Here is a 17,073-nt window from a genome sequence, read left to right on the forward strand (position 1 = left end):
GAACCGTTTCGGCCGCGTAGACAAGGATGGGCAGACCGGGAACATCCCGGACTCTTCTCTTTCCGCTCTTCACCCCATCAGGTGATGTCGTGCCCCATGTCCCGGCTCCGTACGGTATGGGGGGGGAGCCGGGACGTCGGTCGGGCGGACCGCCGGGGAGCGGCGCGCGTAGGCGCCGGCGCGGGTCAGGCGTCGATGCGCGAGCGGTCCAGCGTCGCGGCGGAGCTGGTGATGAACTCCTTGCGGGGCGCCACGTCGTTGCCCATCAGCAGGTCGAAGACCTGCTCCGAGGACTCGAGGTCACCGATGTTGATCCGGCGCAGGGTGCGGTGCCGGGGGTCCATCGTGGTCTCCGCGAGCTGGTCGGCGTCCATCTCACCGAGGCCCTTGTAGCGCTGGATGGAGTCCTTGTAGCGGACGCCCTTGCGCTGGAACTCCAGCAGTGTCTGCCGCAGCTCGTTGTCCGAGTACGTGTAGACGTACTTGTCCTGGCCCTTCTTGGGCTGGACCAGCTCGATGCGGTGCAGCGGCGGTACGGCGGCGAAGACGCGGCCCGCCTCGACCATCGGCCGCATGTAGCGCTGGAACAGCGTCAGCAGCAGGCAGCGGATGTGCGCGCCGTCGACATCGGCGTCCACGAGCAGGACGATCTTGCCGTACCGCGCGGCGTCGATGTCGAAGGTCCGGCCGGACCCCGCCCCTATGACCTGGATGATCGCCCCGCACTCGGCGTTCTTGAGCATGTCGGAGACGGACGACTTCTGGACGTTGAGGATCTTGCCGCGGATCGGCAGGAGCGCCTGGAACTCACTGTTGCGGGCGAGCTTGGCCGTACCGAGCGCGGAGTCGCCCTCGACGATGAAGAGCTCGCTGCGCTCCACGTCGTCGCTGCGGCAGTCGGCCAGCTTGGCGGGCAGCGAGGAGGACTCCAGGGCGGTCTTCCGGCGCTGCGCCTCCTTGTGCTGGCGGGCCGCGATCCGCGTACGGGCGGCGGCGACGGCCTTCTCCAGCACCGCACGGGCCTGGGCCTTGGCGTCGCGCTTGGTGGAGGTCAGGAAGGCCTTCAGCTCCTTGGCGACCACGTTGGCGACGATCCGGTTGGCTGCCGACGTCCCGAGGACCTCCTTGGTCTGGCCCTCGAACTGCGGCTCGGCGAGCCGGACGGTCACCACGGCGGTGAGGCCCTCCAGGGCGTCGTCCTTGACGATGTCGTCCTCGGCGACGCGCAGCAGCTTGGCGGAGCGCAGGACCTCGTTCATCGTCCTGGTGACCGCGCGCTCGAAGCCGGTGACGTGGGTGCCGCCCTTGGGGGTGGCGATGATGTTCACGAACGACTTGACCGACGAGTCGTACCCGGTGCCCCAGCGCAGCGCGACGTCGACGCCGAGCTCGCGGGTGACCTCGGTGGGCGTCATGTGGCCGCGCTCGTCGAGGACGGGCACGGTCTCCTTGAAGGTGCCCTGGCCGGTCAGCCGGAGGACGTCGCAGACGGCCTTGTCCTGCGCCAGGTACTCGCAGAACTCGCTGATGCCCCCGTCGAAGCGGAACGTCTCCTCGGTCTTGCCCTCCCCCTCCAGGCCGCGCTCGTCGCGGACGACGATGGTGAGGCCGGGCACCAGGAAGGCGGTCTGGCGGGCGCGCTGGTGCAGGTTCTCCAGGGAGAGCTTGGCGTCCTTGAGGAAGATCTGGCGGTCCGCCCAGTACCGGACGCGGGTGCCGGTGCGGGCCTTCGGCACGCGCTTGGTCTTGCGCAGCCCGTTGCCCGGGTCGAACGGGGCGTCCGGGCCGGACTCGGTGAAGATCCCGGGGACGCCGCGGCGGAAGCTGATGGCATGGGTGGAGCTGCTGCGGTCGACCTCGACGTCGAGCCGGGCCGAGAGCGCGTTCACCACGGAGGCGCCCACGCCGTGCAGGCCGCCGGACGCCGCGTACGAGCCGCCGCCGAACTTGCCGCCGGCGTGCAGCTTGGTCATGACGACCTCGACGCCGGAGAGGCCGGTCTTGGGCTCGACGTCCACGGGGATGCCGCGGCCGTTGTCCCGCACCTCCACCGAGCCGTCGTCGTGGAGGATGACTTCGATGTGGTCGCAGTACCCGCCCAGGGCCTCGTCGACCGAGTTGTCGATGATCTCCCACAGGCAGTGCATCAGGCCCCGGCTGTCGGTGGACCCGATGTACATGCCGGGCCGCTTGCGAACCGCCTCGAGCCCCTCAAGGACGAGCAGGTGCCGCGCGGTGTAGTTGGAACCGTCACGGTCTGCGGTCAGCAGCGCACTGGACGGCACGGACGTATCGGCGGTCACGCGGTTCGCTCCTCGCTGAATTTGGAAAGTGGCCTGTGGGGGTAAAGGCCCGGCGTCTGTCACCGGTCAGAGGGTACAGAGGCCTGGTAGAGCCGTTGTCACGCCACCCACGTGAAAACTCATGCTAGTCCAGAGTCGCAAGGGTGTTCGATCCCTCGATGGAGTGACGTGGACATCACGTTCCCTTCGAGGCATGAACCATTTAGGCTCCGGGCACGTCCTCATGAACAACCGGCATCCGCCGGGAGGGCTGAACGAGACTGAACGAGACAAGCAACGCGAAACCCGTAGAGCACCGCAATACGGCTCATTCGCCGCCAACCGGCAGCAGACAGCCTCCTTGGAAGAAGTTTCAAGGAAAAGCCACGAGCGGGAACGTTTTCGGCCTGGTTGGATGTTGACCCTGGTACGACAGCTCGTCGAGCTAGAGAAGAGGCGACGTGACTACTGTTCTGACCCCCGCGAGCCCGCTGACGGCCGCCGACCGCTGCGACCGCTGTGGCGCCCAGGCATATCTGCGCGTCGTGCTGACCAGCGGTGGTGAACTGCTCTTCTGCGCCCACCACGGGCGCAAGTTCGAGCCGGAACTCAAGAAGATCGCCGCGGAAATACAGGATGAGACGGACCGGCTCACCACCGTGCCGAACGCAGTCGAAGAGGACCGCTGACACTCGCATCCACGACGAGCCAGGGGCCGGTCCCGGACCGGCCGGCGGGCGACCGCCCCCACCACCAGGGGGCGGTCGCCCGTTCTCATGCCCCGTTCCCGCCGCTCCGCGCGGGCCGCCCGGCCCTGGCCGGGCTCCTCACGGTCCTCCCGCCCGGCCCCGCCGGGGCCGTCACAGGGGCGGCAGCACCGCCGAGACACGGGTGTAGACCCCCGGGCTCCCCGCCTCGCCGCAGCCGCTCCCCCAGGACACCAGTCCGATGAGCCGCCCACGGGCCACCAGCGGCCCCCCGCTGTCTCCCTGGCACGCGTCCCTGCCGCCGTCGGGATCGCCCGCGCACAGCATCGTGGCGGGCAGGTACCCCCCGCCGCCCGCCTCCGCGGGGTAGGCCTTCGCGCACACGCCGTCGGGCAGCACCTGGACGTTCGCCGCCCGCAGCGTGTAGGCGTACGAGCCGCTGCCCGAGGTGTCGCCCCAGCCGTACACCGCCGCGCTCGTCCCGGGCCGGTAGGCCGGGTCGCCCTGCGGGGCGGTCCTGATGACGTACGTGCGCGGCAGCGCGCTCGCCAGCGTCAGCACCGCCAGGTCGCCGGACTGGGTCTCGGCGTCGTACCGGGGACTGATCCACGCCCCGGTCACCGGAATCTCCCGCCCCCCGGCCTCCCGTAGCTCCGTACGGCCCGCGATGACCTTGAGGTCGCTCAGCTCCTTGACGTCCGTGCCGAGCACCGTCGGCCCGAGACAGTGGGCTGCGGTCACCACCTTGGTGGGCGCGACGACCACACCGCCGCAGAACTGGCCCGAGCGCGTACCCCCGAACCGGTCACGGCTGGAGAGAGCGACGGCCCAGGGACTGTCGGCGGCTCGCACCGGTTCTCCCCCGACGACGACGCTGTCGGCGGCGGCGGGCGCGGGCGTACTGAGCGGCAGGACGGCCGTGGCCATGAGGGCGGCCACGGCCGCGGTCCGCTTCCGGCTGATGGGACGACGCATGCGGTCTCCTGACTCTCCGGTGAACCAGCTTCACCCAGAGTCGGCCAGCGTGCCGTGGCCCGCACCCCAGCCGGGACCCGGCCCGGGCATGCCGGAGGGCCCGGCTCCCCTTCGGGAACCGGGCCCTCCGCCTACGGACGACCGTACGGTCCGACCTCAGTCGAGGTAGTCGCGCAGCACCTGGGAACGCGACGGGTGGCGCAGCTTCGACATGGTCTTCGACTCGATCTGGCGGATCCGCTCACGGGTCACGCCGTAGACCTTGCCGATCTCGTCCAGGGTCTTCGGCTGGCCGTCGGTCAGGCCGAAGCGCATGGAGACCACGCCCGCCTCGCGCTCGGACAGGGTGTCGAGCACGGAGTGGAGCTGCTCCTGGAGGAGCGTGAAGCTGACCGCGTCGGCCGGCACGACCGCCTCGGAGTCCTCGATCAGGTCACCGAACTCGCTGTCGCCGTCCTCGCCGAGGGGGGTGTGCAGCGAGATGGGCTCACGGCCGTACTTCTGGACCTCGATGACCTTCTCGGGGGTCATGTCCAGTTCCTTGGCCAGCTCCTCCGGGGTGGGCTCGCGGCCCAGGTCCTGGAGCATCTGGCGCTGGACGCGCGCGAGCTTGTTGATGACCTCGACCATGTGCACCGGGATACGGATGGTGCGGGCCTGGTCGGCCATGGCGCGGGTGATCGCCTGACGGATCCACCAGGTGGCGTACGTGGAGAACTTGTAGCCCTTGGTGTAGTCGAACTTCTCGACCGCGCGGATCAGACCCAGGTTGCCCTCCTGGATCAGGTCCAGGAAGAGCATGCCGCGGCCGGTGTAGCGCTTGGCCAGGGAGACTACGAGACGGAGGTTGGCCTCCAGCAGGTGGTTCTTGGCGCGGCGGCCGTCCTCGGCGATGATCTCCAGCTCGCGCTTGAGCTTCGGGGCCAGCTTGTCGGAGTTCGCCAGCTTGTCCTCGGCGAACAGACCGGCCTCGATGCGCTTGGCGAGCTCGACCTCCTGCTCGGCGTTGAGGAGCGGGACCTTGCCGATCTGCTTCAGGTAGTCCTTGACCGGGTCGGCCGTGGCACCGGCGACGGCGACCTGCTGCGCGGGCGCGTCGTCCTCGTCCTCGTCCGAGAGCACGAAGCCCTTGTTCTCGCCCTCGGCCTCCTCGTCCTCGCCCTTGCCGGGCGCGACGTCCTCGAGCAGCTCCTCGCCCTCGATGACCTCGTCGGCGTCCTTCTTGGACGTGGCCTTCTTGGCGGTGGTCTTCTTGGCGGCGGTCTTCTTGACCGCCGTCTTCTTGGCGGCGGTCTTCTTGGCGGCCGCCTTCTTGGCAGGGGTACCGGCCTCGTCGGCCGGCGCGTCCGCGCTCTGGGCCGCCGGAGCCGCGGCGGCCGCGACGGACTTCGTCACGGTCGTCTTGGCGGTGACGGTCTTGGTGGCGGTGCGCTTTGCCGGGCTCTTCGCTGCGACGCTCTTGCGGGCGCGCTTCGGCGACTCCGCTGCACTGACCATCAGCGTCACACCCTCTTCCTCGAGGATCTGATTGAGGCTGCGCAGAACATTCTTCCACTGGGTTGGCGGAATCTGGTCAGCCTCGAAGGCCCGACGCACGTCATCGCCGGCGATCTGCCCATCAGCCTTTCCCCGCTCGATGAGCGCCATCACAGACTCGGACTCGGCGATCTCCGGCGGGAGCGTACGGGATGTGCTGGCCGACACGAACAACCTCTCGGAACGATGGAAACGGCTTCCGGCCCCGCCCATGATCGGGCCGGAGCCGACGACCGCCGGCTGGGAATGTGCCGACGACGCGGGCTGAACCTCGGAAGTGGACAGCGCCGTGAACCGGCGGCTGTATTCCCTCCTCGGCTGTCACCTCTTAGGTCATCGCAGGGCTTCGAAGAGCGTTACGCCCAATCCGCGTGGCCCGAGTCACACCCCGTATACGTCCAAATACCCCCAGACCGGGATGTCACCCCCCAGTCCGCCACCGAATCCGCCGTTCACCCGGGTACGCCACCGGCCTCACCCGTGGGCCGGCGGGGGCCGGCACGGGGGATTACGACGTACGCCGTCGCGCGCGGTCCGGGCGCGCCGGGCCCCCCGGACAGTGCCTGGGGCCCGGCGATGTACGCCACGTGCGCGAGGTTCGACGCGCTGTGGACGGTCAGTGCTCGCGCGGCGCGGGAACGACCCGCTCCACCTCCGGGTGGACCATCAGCAGTTGGCGCATGGCCGCCTCGGCGGCCGGACCGTCGCCGGCGGCCAGGGCGTCGACGATGCGCGCGTGGTGGGCGAGGCAGGGCTCGCTGGGGCGGTCACAGCCGGTCGTGGGGGAGCCGGAGACCTGGAGGGCGGCGGAGACGATGCCGGAGAGGTGCTCCAGCATCCGGTTGCCGGCGAGCTGGATCAGCAGGCTGTGGAACTCGGCGTCGGCGCGGGAGAACGTGATCACGTCACCCTGCGCGAAGGCATGGCCCATGATCTCGACCATGTCGCCGAGCCGCTGCTGGACGTCCTCGCGGCCGTGCCCCGCGGCGAGGCGCGCCGCCAGCGGCTCGATCGTCCAGCGCAGCTCGCCGAGCTCGCGGCGCTGGTCCTCGCGCTGCGGCCCGAAGGCCCGCCATTCGATGATGTCCGGGTCGAGCAGGTTCCAGTCGCTGACCGGGCGGACCCGGGTGCCGACGTTCGGGCGGGCGCTGACCAGGCCCTTGGCCTCGAGGACGCGGAGGGACTCGCGCACGACGGTGCGGGAGACCTCGAAGCGCTGACCGATCTCCTCGGGGACGAGCGGCCGGTCGGCGCCCAGGTCGCCGGAGACGATCATCTGGCCGAGCTGCTGGACGAGTTGGCCGTGCAGGCCGCGGCCGCGACTGCCGGCCGACCGCCGGCCCACCCGGCCCAGCTCCGTGTCGGCGCCCTCCCAGGAGGGGAGCCCGACGCGGTCGGCGACGGAAGCCTCCGCGTAGGGGTAGCGGTCCAGTCCGCCCGGAGCCGAGAGGCCGGTCTCCATGGGGCGGGCGGCGGTCATCATGGTGTGCGCAAGGGTACTCACGCATCCTTTGTCGGCGCGCGTTCCACCGCCCTTGAGGTCTTTGGTGAAAAGCACACGAAAGGGTGATCGGCGCTCGCTCGGTAATTGACGCCTTATCGGAAGGAACCGGGCAATTTCCAAGGGAGTTGTGACCGTTTGCAGCGCTATGGTCACCGCTCGGTCACCATCGGCTCCTCAAGGGGCTACCAACGGGCCCGGCGGCGCAACCCGGTGAACAGATAAGCGCACGTGAGAGCCGTCACGGACAACACCAGGGCGGTGCCGACGGGTTGGGCGACCACCCTCGCCGCGGCCAGCAGCCAGCGGTCGGTCTCGTACGGCCACTGTCCCCAGGCCAGTTCCCTCAACCGGCCCGGAAGTCCGGCGATCGAGCGCACCGACGGGCCCACCAGCGCCTTCTGCACGAGGGGGGCGACGACCACCGGTACGGCGAGGACGGCGGCGACGCCCGCCGCGGTCGCCCGGAAGACCCCGGCCGCCAGGAGCCCGGCCCAGGCGCAGCCCGCCGAGAGCCCGGCCCAGCCGACGCAGAGGCCCGGCCAGTTCTCCGGCACGGGGATGGCGCCGGCGCCGTACAGGAGCCGGAGCACCCCGAAGTCGACGGCCGCGACGAGCAGGGCGAGCAGCAGGGCGGTGGCGGAGGTGACGGCGAGCTTGGCGAGGAGCAGGCCGAGGCGGCGCGGGACGGTGCCGCGGCCGGAGGCCAGGACGGGGTGGCGGTACTCCTCGCCGAACGACAGGGCGCCCAGCAGTCCGGCGCCGAGGGCGGCGGGCGGGAGCGGGAGGAGGCCGGGCCAGGCGGCCAGGGCGGCGGGCAGCGGGGCGGCGCCGGTGCGAGCGAGGAACGCGGCGAGGACGGCGGAGCCGACGAGGACGGCGGCGACGACCAGCGGGGTGACGGGCACGCCCGTCAGCCGGCGCAGTTCGTACCGGAGGGGGCGGAGCGGACTGCGGACGGGCCTGGGGACGAGCGGGGGCGGCAGGGGGTGCGGGCTCCCGGCGGCCGGGCGGGAGGCCGGCGGCGGTACGGGGGCGGTGCCCGAGGCGGTGCCCGAGGCGCTGTCCGCGGTGGTACCTGAGGCGGTGCCCGAGGCGGTGCCCGCGGTGGTACCTGAGGCGGTGCCCGAGGCGGTGCCCGCGGTGGTACCTGAGGCGGTGCCCGAGGCGGTGCCCGCGGCGGGCGCCGGTCCGGTGTCGCCGGTCTCGTCCGCGAGTTGGTGGAGGAGGACGCCGTGCCGGAAGGCGGTCTCGCCGATCTCCGCGCAGTCGCTGCCGTACACGCAGAGCCGGTTGCCTTCCTCGGCGACCACTTCGACGGAACGCTGCGCGGCGCGTGCCTCGCGGCCGACGACGGCGGCGAGCCGGGCGGCGTGCGGGGTGCGGACCGCCACACGCGGGCGCAGCCGGGTGCGGGCGAAGGCGGTCACGTCCTGGTCGGCGACCAGCCGCCCTTCGTCGATGGTGACGACGTGGTCCGCCGTGCGGGCGGCCTCCTTGGGGTCGCCGGTGGTGTAGAGCACGGTGCCGCCGTGGGCGGCGTGGGCGCGGAGCAGGCCGAACAGCCAGCCGTTCTCGCGCGGGGACAGTCCGGCGGCCGGCTCGTCGAGGAGCAGCGTGTGCGGGTCACCCAACAGGGCTGCGGCGAGGCCGAGTCGGCGCTCCATGCCCAGGGAGAGGGTGCCGAGCCGCTGGTGCGCCAGGCCGGCGAGGCCGACGATGTCGAGCATGTCGTCGGCGCGGGAGGCGGGTACTCCGGCGGCCGCGCAGAGCATGCGCAGCTGGCCCCGGCAGGTGCGGGCGGGGTGGCCGGGTACGTCGCCGAGGAGGACGCCGACCTCGCGGGCGAGGTGGGCGATGCGGTGGAGGGGGCGGCCGCGGAAGTAGGTGACCCCGCGGCCCGGTTCGAGTTCGAGCATCATGCGCAGGGCGGTGGTCTTGCCCGCGCCGGTGGCGCCGAGCAGGGCGGTGACACCGCCGGGGCGGGCTTCGAAGGTCAGATCGTCCACGGCGGGCGGACGGTCTCGGCGGGGGGTGCTGGTCAGTCCGATTGCCTGGAGCATCGCTTCTCCCGCGGTAGAGGAAACCGCTCGGCGGCAGGGCGGGTACCGCAGCAAGATAACGCGACATATGGGACTTTTGGCGCAGGGTTGGGGCGGGCGCCCGAGGTGTCAGACCTCCGGGCGCAGCATCGGCGGGTTGAGCAGCGTCGCTCCTCCCGCCCTGAACAACTGGGCGGGACGGCCGCCCTGACGCGTCGTGGTGCCGCCCGAGGGGACCAGGAAGCCCGGCGTACCCGTCACCTTCCGGTGGAAGTTGCGCGGGTCGAGCGCGACCCCCCACACCGCCTCGTAGACCCGGCGCAGCTCGCCGACGGTGAACTCCGGCGGACAGAAAGCCGTGGCCAGCGACGAGTATTCGATCTTCGAACGGGCGCGCTCCACCCCGTCGGCCAGGATGCGCGCGTGGTCGAAGGCGAGCGGGGCGGGCTGCTCGTCCTCCCGCCCGGCACCGCCCTCCTGGTCGAGCAGCTCGTCGACCGGGGCCCAGCGCGCGCTGTTGGCGTCCCCGCCGGCCCGGGGCGCCGGAAGGTCGGGGGCGAGCACGAGGTGGGCGACGCTGACCACGCGCATGCGCGGGTCCCGCCGGGGGTCGCCGTAGGTGGCGAGCTGTTCGAGGTGGGCGCCGTTGCCGGCTTCGGGGAGCGGGGTGCCCGGATCGTGGGCGCACAGGCCCGTCTCCTCGACCAGCTCGCGTGCCGCTGCCGCGCCGAGGTCCTCGTCGGGCCGCACGAACCCGCCCGGCAGTGCCCAGCGCCCCTGGAAAGGCGGCTCTCCCCGGCGGACGACCAGTGCGCACAGCGCGTGGCGGCGCACGGTGAGCACCACCAGGTCGACGGTCACGGCGAAGGGCGGGAAGGCCGAGGGGTCGTAGGGCGACATGCGGCGATCATAGTCGTCTTCCTGACGATAAACACGTCCTCCGGCCTTCTCGACGGTCACCTCTTCCCCCGTCCCCAGCCCGCGTCGCCCCGCGTCCACGGGCGGGTGCTTCCCGGCGACGGTCCGTACCCCGTGCGCCGTGCGCGGCACGCCGGGGGGCACCGGGTCATACGCCGAGCTGGAGGCCGGGGGCGGCCTCCTCGACCATGCCCAGCCCCAGCCTGCTGAGCCGCACGGCGAACGGCTCCCCCGCCACGCACAGCCCGGACAGCCGGACCTCCCCGAGCGGGGCTCCGCGCATGGGGTGCAGGGCGACCGTGCCCGCCGGCACGTCCGGGCGGATCCCGGCCACGGCGGTGAGCAGGTGGACGACGGCGGCCGACGCCACGGCGGCGGGACGGCAGGCCGCCGGGTGGGGGACGGGCGCACTGCCGGTGGTGCGCTGGTCCCCCGCGTACATCTCGGGCAGCCGGTAGGAGAAGGCCTCGGCCGCGTCCAGGAGGCCGCGCAGCAGGGAGGTGGCCTCCTTCTCGTACCCGGCGGCGGCCAGGCCCGTGACCGCGACGGCCGTCTCGTGGACCCGGACCGCGCCGGAGCGGTGTCCGAAGGGGTTGTGGGCCGGCTCCTTGGCGCCGAGGCTGCGGAGGCCCCAGCCGCTGTCCATGGCCGGGCTTCCCAGCAGGCGCGCCAGCTGCTCGGTCTGCACCTTGTCGAGCAGCCCCTCGGCCATCCGCCCGCCGCCCAGGAGACCGGTGTCGAGCAGGTGCGCGGCACCGCCGCCCAGGTGCGGCAGCGGCCGGCCGGCGGGGGTGAGCGCGGCGACGGGGCGTCCCCCGCCCGGGTCGTCGAGCCAGAACTCCTCGCGGAAGCGGTGGCGCATGGCGTGGGCCCGGTCGCGCCAGTCGTCCGCGCCGGGACGGCCGCACGCCTCCAGAAGGTCCGCGCCGAGCAGGGCGGCCCGATGGGCGTGGGCCTGCGTCTCGGCGCGGCGGAGGCCGGAGGGGCCGGGCTCGCGCAGCAGACAGCTGTCGTCGGCGGCGGCACGCAGCCAGTGCAGACAGCGCTCGGCGGCGGGCAGCAGCTCCGCGAGGTCCTGGTCCGGCAGGCCCCAGCGCCGGGCTTCGGCCAGCAGGGCGGGGAAGGCGAGGGTCGCTTCCGTGCCGGTGCAGCTGGGCGGCAGGTGGGGGCCGGTGTCGCGCAGCGGTCCGGGGATGCGGCCGGCGCCGGGGACCGGGCCGGTGAGCTGCGTACGGGCCAGGGTGCGGAGCGTGGCGGCGGCGAGCCGGGTGCCGAGCGGAAGGGCCATGCGGGCGGCCCACAGGGCCTCGGCGGGTGCCGGACCGCAGCGCCACGGCACACCCGCCGCCACGTGCAGGCCGGCCGGATGCTCCGGGTCCCGCACGAGGAGCGCCCGCAGATCGGCCAGGCCGGTGCGGAGGAACCGCGCGACGCGCGGGTCGTCGCCCTCGGCGCGGGCGTCGGGGACGCCGAGGGAACCCGGCCTGCCGACGGGCCGTGCGGCGTGCGGGAAGCGGGCCCGTACGTCGATGGCGATGGTGCGGGGGACGCCGGGGTGGAGGTCCAGCTCCCAGCGCAGCAGTCCGGTGGCGGCCAGGGTGTCCTTGGGCGGCGGGTCCGCCGTGACGGTCGCACGGCCGCCGTCGGGTGCCGACCACCGGAGGCCCGCGTCATGGACCGTGGCCCGCAGTTCGGGGCAGGGCCTCCCGGACGCGACGGCGCCCAGGTCGGCGAGGTCGGTGCCCAGGACGAGTTCGACGGGAAGCCGGAGGGAGCGGCCCACGAAGCTGCGGAAGGTGATGCGCTCGCTGCCGTCCGCCTCCCGGACCCGCTCCACGGCGACGCCCGGATCGGGTCCGGGGTCGGCGGAGGTACGCACGACCGAGGTGAACCGCGCCCGGCCGGCGGACTCGAGCCTGCCCTGCACGGCGACCGGGTCGCGGCCGGCCACGCGGAGCCGGCAGCGGGAGAGGACCCGGCGGCCGGAGTGGTAGACGCCCTCGAGTCCCTGGCCGGTGAGCTGCCCCTGCCGTGCCGAGACGGCGAAGGCGGGCAGGGCGACGCAGACGAGGGCGTCGTGCACCGGCGGCAGGTCCGCCGGGCGACCGGGGGCCGGGGCCGCCGGGCCGGCGGCCGGTGGCTGCCGGAACGGCGGAAGGGGGCTACGGGAGGGGACGGTGAGGTCCATGGTGGATGTGCTGAGCCTTCTGTGCGCTCCGGACAGCCGCTGGAGGTACGACGGCACGGGTCGGACGACGCCGCCACTGAGGGGAACGGCGCCACCCGGCCCCGGGTCACGCCCGTCATTCCCCGCTCCTGCTCCGGCGCCCTCCGCCGGGGCGGGCCGCACCGCGGCGGAGGCGGGCCGCGGGCCCCTCGGACCGGGCCGTGCCGGGGGACCCAGGCCCCGTGTCCTTCCCGGCGGAGGACCGCGGGCGGCGCCTGGTGCGGCGGCCCGCTCCGGGCGTCCCCGCCCGGACGCCGAACCGCGCCCGCAGCCCGGACGCGGCCCGCGCCCCGGCCGCTGCCCGCGCGTCGCGCTCCCGGCGGAGGCACCGGCGCAGCGACTCCGGGTCGAGGCCCTCGTTGCAGGCCTGGTGGAGCAGCCTGGCGAAGACGTACTCCGGGTCGGCGTCCAGCGCGAGTCCCAGCGCCACCCGGGCGGCGGGCTCGTCGCCGGTGGACCAGGCGACCCAGCCGGCGAGCGTCAGCGGCGCCGCGGAGTGCTCGACGTAGGCGCCGACGCAACGGCGGGCCAGGGCGCGCCAGAGCCGCAGGGCGGGGGCCGCCCGGTCGCCCTCCATCCACTCCGCCGCCCGGTCCCGGGTCTCCCGGTCCTGGAGGCCCAGGACGACCGCGGCCGCCTCGTCGTCGCCGATCAGCGCGTCGTCCTGGGCGTCGGCCTTCGCCGGGTCCATGATCCGGGGGCTGCCGGCGAGGCGCTCCACCAGCGTCTCCGCGAGCCGGATCGTCTCCGCGCGCACGCCGTCACGGCCCACCGCGTCCAGGATCCGGGGCACCAGGGCGGCGCCGGCGGAGTCGAGCGCCCGCACCTGCCCGGCCGAGGACGCCGTCCCGTCGGGCCACGGGCGCAGCCGCTGCTCCATGTCGCGCAAGGACCCGCGCACCTGGATGCCGGCGTACGCGGCGGCGGCCGCCATCACCGACGTACCGGGCAGGGCCAGGGGGTTGCCCTCGGGCGGGCAGCAGCGGGTGTCGGGGCAGCAGTAGGACCAGAAGCGGCCGTCGGAGATGCAGAGCGCCTCGTACACCGGCACGTCGAGGGTGCCGCAGGCGGTGCGCAGCCGCTGGGCGAGCGGCCGGAGCCGCTCCATGACGCGGCGGCCGGTCTCGCCCTCGGCGGGGTCCTGGCAGAGGAAGACCACGATGCCGTCGGGGCGGGAGCCGCGCCGCTCGCAGCCCTCGACGAGGCATTCGGCGAGCTGCTCGGCGACCGGTGGCCATTCGCGGGGCGAGCCCGGGATGCCGAGCCTGAGCCGGCCGCCGAAGCGGCCGCGGTCGCCGTGCAGGGCGACCATCACGATCGAGTCGGTCGGGTGGTACCCCATCATGTACGGCAGCGCGTCGGCCAGTTCGGCGGGGCCGCGCAGGGTGATCTGCTGCTGGTCGTCGGCGGGTCCGGTGGTGTCGCGGTGCTTGTTCATGGTCACGACGGTCCCGCGGTCGGCGACGGCCGTCGACCCCTGTGGAAAACCGCCGGCCGGCGCGGATCGCCCCTGTCCACAGGCCTGGTGGCCGGCTGGCGCCGCCGGCCCGCGAGTGGTAGACGCGCGCGGCGCGACGTATCCGTACCGCCGCTCGGCCGTCGGTTCGCCCGTTGTCGGACCCGTGCTGTTGCATGGGGGCATGGAGCAGACGAGCAACGCAGGACCCAGCACCCTCCGCGCAGCCGCCGACGCCGTGCTCGCCCGTCTCGTCGGGGACGAGAGCGGTACGGCCAGGCTGCGGGAGGACCAGTGGCGGGCGATCGAGGCGCTCGTCGCCGACAAGCGGCGGGCGCTGGTCGTGCAGCGCACCGGTTGGGGCAAGTCGGCCGTGTACTTCGTGGCGACGTCACTGCTGCGGGAGCGGGGCAGCGGCCCGACCGTGATCGTCTCGCCGCTGCTCGCGCTGATGCGCAACCAGGTCGAGGCGGCGGCTCGGGCCGGTATCCGGGCCCGGACGATCAATTCGGCCAACCCCGAGGAGTGGGAGACGATCCAGCAGGAGGTGGCCGCGGGCGCGGTGGACGTGCTGCTGGTCAGCCCCGAGCGGCTCAACAACCCGGACTTCCGTGACCAGGTACTGCCCCGGCTGGCGGCCGCCACCGGCCTGCTGGTGGTCGACGAGGCGCACTGCATCTCCGACTGGGGCCATGACTTCCGGCCGGACTACCGGCGGCTGCGCACCATGCTCGCCGAGCTGCCGTCCGGCGTCCCGGTGCTGGCCACCACCGCGACGGCCAACGCGCGGGTGACGGCGGACGTCGCCGAACAGCTCGGCACGGGGGCGGGCACGGACGCGCTGGTGCTGCGCGGCCCGCTGGACCGGGAGAGCCTCAGCCTCGGTGTGCTCCGGCTGCCGGACGCGGCGCACCGCCTGGCCTGGCTGGCCGACCACCTCGGGGAGCTGCCCGGCTCGGGGATCATCTACACGCTCACGGTCGCCGCCGCCGAGGAGGTGACCGCCCACCTGCGCCAGTGCGGCCACACGGTGGCCTCCTACACCGGCCGCACGGAGAACGCGGACCGCCAGCAGGCCGAGGAGGACCTGCTGGCGAACCGGGTGAAGGCCCTGGTGGCCACGTCCGCGCTGGGCATGGGGTTCGACAAGCCGGACCTCGGGTTCGTGGTGCATCTGGGTTCGCCGTCCTCCCCCATCGCGTACTACCAGCAGGTGGGACGGGCGGGCCGAGGGGTGGAGCACGCGGAGGTGCTGCTGCTGCCCGGCAAGGAGGACGAGGCGATCTGGCAGTACTTCGCGTCGGTCGCCTTCCCGCCCGAGGAGCAGGTGCGGCGCACCATCGACGTGCTGGCGCACGCGGACCGGCCGCTGTCCCTGCCGGCCCTGGAGCCGCTGGTGGAGCTGCGCCGCACCCGTCTGGAGACGATGCTCAAGGTCCTCGACGTGGACGGCGCGGTACGCCGGGTGAAGGGCGGCTGGACCGCCACGGGGCAGCCGTGGGTGTACGACGCGGAGCGGTACGCCTGGGTGGCCCGGCAGCGGGAGGCGGAGCAGCGGGCCATGCGTGAGTACGCGTCCGCGACCGGGTGCCGGATGGAGTTCCTGCGGCGGCAGCTGGACGACGAGGAGGCGGCCCCGTGCGGGCGGTGCGACAACTGCTCGGGGCCCCGGTTCGACGCGAAGGTGTCGGCGGCCGCGCTGGACGCCGCGCGCGGTGAGCTGGGGCGGCCCGGGGTGGAGGTCGAGCCGCGCAAGATGTGGCCGACCGGGCTGCCGGCGGCCGGGGTCGATCTCAAGGGCCGTATCCCCGCGGGGGAGCTGTGCTTCCCGGGGCGTGCGCTCGGGCGGCTGTCGGACATCGGGTGGGGCAACCGGCTGCGTCCGATGCTGGCGCCCGGTGCGCCGGACGGTCCGGTGCCGGACGACGTGGTGGACGCCGTGGTGCGCGTGCTGGCCGACTGGGCGAAGGGCCCGGGTGGCTGGGCGTCCGGAGCGGCGGACGCCCCGCCCCGCCCGGTGGGCGTGGTCACGGTCGCCTCGCACAGCAGGCCGCGGCTGGTGGGTTCGCTGGGCCGGCGGATCGCCGAGGTGGGCAGGATGCCGCTGCTCGGCGCGGTCGAGTACGTGCCCGAGGCGGCGGACGTCAGGATCTCGCGGACCAACAGCGCGCAGCGGGTGCTGGGGCTGCACCGGGCGCTGGAGGTTCCCCCCGCGCTGGCGGAGGAGCTGGCCGCGGCGGGCGGGCCCGTGCTCCTGGTGGACGACCTCTCGGACAGCGGCTGGACGCTGGCGGTGGCGGCCCGGCTGCTGCGAAGGGCCGGGGCGGCGGGCGCGTTTCCGCTGGTCCTCGCCGTCCAGGGGTGAGGGGACGCGTCATTCCGGGCCGATGGGGAAGGATATGAGTGCCATACCAGAACATTCCAGTCAGCAGCCTCAATTGCTCGTTGCCGCTTGCCCGTTCCGCCAGCAAGAATTGGAATCCGCTCCCCGCACGGCCCGTTCGCGGTCCAGAAGGGCTGTGCCGGTGCGTCCCTCACTCGACCCTGCCCGCTCTGTGGGCGCGTATGCGAAGGGAGGACCGTGACCTTCGGATTCGCTCCGTCCGCAGCCACCTCGATCAGCACGCCCGCCGACTCCGCCAGCCGCCTCGCCCGGATGCTCGAACCCGCCGAGTGGGCGGCGGCCGGCATCCCGCTGCTGCGCAACCCGCGCGAGGTCGTCAGCGGCCTGCACGCCCGCCATCGCCCGACGCCCAGCACCGCGGTCGTGGCCGTCCTCGACCATGAGGAGCGGCTGGCCGCGAGCGCCTCGTTCACCCGCCGTGCCGTGCCGGCGGACGGGTGGGAGTTCCGCAACTCCCTGCTGGCGCACCTCCGCAGGGTCATCCCGCACGACCTGCGGCGGCGCACCCCGGCGCGTACCGCCGTCCTGCTCTACTGCCGGGACGGCGACGAGCGGTGGACGGAGGAGGACGGCGCCTGGATGTGGGGGCTGCGGGACGCCTGCACGCTGCACGGGCTCCGTTGCGGGGCGTACATCACGCTGACCCGCGGCGGCTGGCAGGTGCTGGGCGAGGGCCGTGGCGGGCGGAGCCCGCACTCGGCCTCTCCGCCCGGCAACCTCGCGGACGCCTCCGCCGACGAGATACTTCCGGCTCCGCGCACCGCGAGCGGCGCGGCGGAGCCGTTGCGCCGCACGGCGGCCCGCTGACCGGTCCCCTGTCGTGACCGGCACCCTTGCCGCCGTTCCACCGGCGGCCCGCATCCCGGTCACCGGCCGTCGCCGCCCGCCCCTCATGGGCGCCCGCCCGTCATGGTCGCCCGCTCGTCGCGGGCGCCCCGTCGCGGTCACCCGCTCGTGGCGGGCGCGGGGGCACGGTCACAGCACTCGGTCCCGTAAGGCCGCGCCGCGTGGCCCCGGCCGTGGTC

11 protein-coding genes are annotated in these 17,073 nt (G+C 73.7%); 3 read left to right on the forward strand and 8 right to left on the reverse strand.

The annotated features are described in order from the left end of the window. Window positions 1-185 precede the first annotated feature (185 nt). Window positions 186-2,303 (reverse strand): type IIA DNA topoisomerase subunit B, encoded by a 2,118-nt coding sequence (locus ACF068_RS27240; protein ID WP_392276934.1) that lies wholly within the window; start codon window positions 2,301-2,303, stop codon window positions 186-188. Window positions 2,304-2,743: 440 nt separating this feature from the next. On the opposite strand from ACF068_RS27240, the gene ACF068_RS27245 reads away from it, so the two are divergent. Further along, on the forward strand, window positions 2,744-2,971 hold the full coding sequence (locus ACF068_RS27245) for a hypothetical protein (RefSeq protein ID WP_073755413.1): 228 nt from the start codon (window positions 2,744-2,746) through the stop codon (window positions 2,969-2,971). Between the two features lie 171 nt (window positions 2,972-3,142). On the opposite strand, the gene ACF068_RS27250 is transcribed toward ACF068_RS27245, so the two are convergent. The 7 genes from ACF068_RS27250 to ACF068_RS27280 all read right to left on the reverse strand — a co-directional run bounded on the left by ACF068_RS27250 (window position 3,143) and on the right by ACF068_RS27280 (window position 13,626). Continuing rightward, on the reverse strand, window positions 3,143-3,964 hold the full coding sequence (locus ACF068_RS27250; protein ID WP_392276935.1) for a serine protease: 822 nt from the start codon (window positions 3,962-3,964) through the stop codon (window positions 3,143-3,145). A gap of 156 nt (window positions 3,965-4,120) precedes the next feature. Beyond that, window positions 4,121-5,668, reverse strand: coding sequence for an RNA polymerase sigma factor (locus tag ACF068_RS27255; protein WP_392276936.1), 1,548 nt, complete (start codon window positions 5,666-5,668; stop codon window positions 4,121-4,123). 448 nt (window positions 5,669-6,116) lie between these two features. Then, window positions 6,117-7,004, reverse strand: a complete 888-nt coding sequence (locus ACF068_RS27260) for a FadR/GntR family transcriptional regulator (RefSeq protein ID WP_392276937.1) — start codon at window positions 7,002-7,004, stop codon at window positions 6,117-6,119. Window positions 7,005-7,186: 182 nt separating this feature from the next. Further along, window positions 7,187-9,064, reverse strand: coding sequence for an ATP-binding cassette domain-containing protein (locus tag ACF068_RS27265; RefSeq protein WP_392276938.1), 1,878 nt, complete (start codon window positions 9,062-9,064; stop codon window positions 7,187-7,189). Window positions 9,065-9,172: 108 nt separating this feature from the next. Next, window positions 9,173-9,943, reverse strand: coding sequence for an NUDIX domain-containing protein (locus tag ACF068_RS27270; protein ID WP_392276939.1), 771 nt, complete (start codon window positions 9,941-9,943; stop codon window positions 9,173-9,175). A gap of 166 nt (window positions 9,944-10,109) precedes the next feature. Then, window positions 10,110-12,149 carry a glycogen debranching N-terminal domain-containing protein gene (locus ACF068_RS27275; protein WP_392276940.1) on the reverse strand — a complete coding sequence of 680 codons (2,040 nt, stop codon included), beginning with the start codon at window positions 12,147-12,149 and terminating at the stop codon, window positions 10,110-10,112. 115 nt (window positions 12,150-12,264) lie between these two features. Continuing rightward, window positions 12,265-13,626 (reverse strand): DUF4192 domain-containing protein, encoded by a 1,362-nt coding sequence (locus ACF068_RS27280; protein ID WP_392276941.1) that lies wholly within the window; start codon window positions 13,624-13,626, stop codon window positions 12,265-12,267. Window positions 13,627-13,828: 202 nt separating this feature from the next. On the opposite strand from ACF068_RS27280, the gene ACF068_RS27285 reads away from it, so the two are divergent. Continuing rightward, window positions 13,829-16,009 carry a RecQ family ATP-dependent DNA helicase gene (locus tag ACF068_RS27285; protein WP_392276942.1) on the forward strand — a complete coding sequence of 727 codons (2,181 nt, stop codon included), beginning with the start codon at window positions 13,829-13,831 and terminating at the stop codon, window positions 16,007-16,009. Between the two features lie 216 nt (window positions 16,010-16,225). After that, the gene (locus ACF068_RS27290; RefSeq protein ID WP_392276943.1) at window positions 16,226-16,855 is read left to right on the forward strand and encodes a hypothetical protein; all 630 of its coding nucleotides are present in this window, start codon (window positions 16,226-16,228) and stop codon (window positions 16,853-16,855) included. Window positions 16,856-17,073: the final 218 nt, after the last annotated feature.

It is taken from the genome of Streptomyces sp. NPDC016309, from assembly GCF_043077235.1.
In the GTDB taxonomy this organism is placed as follows: Bacteria; Actinomycetota; Actinomycetes; order Streptomycetales; family Streptomycetaceae; genus Streptomyces.

Excerpts from the sequence above, each read along its gene's own strand:
- ACF068_RS27285 (WP_392276942.1), top strand. The coding sequence starts at position 13,829 with ATGGAGCAGACGAGCAACGCAGGACCCAGCACCCTCCGCGCAGCCGCC.
- ACF068_RS27265 (WP_392276938.1), bottom strand. The coding sequence starts at position 9,064 with ATGCTCCAGGCAATCGGACTGACCAGCACCCCCCGCCGAGACCGTCCG.
- ACF068_RS27270 (WP_392276939.1), bottom strand. The coding sequence starts at position 9,943 with ATGTCGCCCTACGACCCCTCGGCCTTCCCGCCCTTCGCCGTGACCGTC.
- ACF068_RS27275 (WP_392276940.1), bottom strand. The coding sequence starts at position 12,149 with ATGGACCTCACCGTCCCCTCCCGTAGCCCCCTTCCGCCGTTCCGGCAG.
- ACF068_RS27250 (WP_392276935.1), bottom strand. The coding sequence starts at position 3,964 with ATGCGTCGTCCCATCAGCCGGAAGCGGACCGCGGCCGTGGCCGCCCTC.
- ACF068_RS27280 (WP_392276941.1), bottom strand. The coding sequence starts at position 13,626 with ATGAACAAGCACCGCGACACCACCGGACCCGCCGACGACCAGCAGCAG.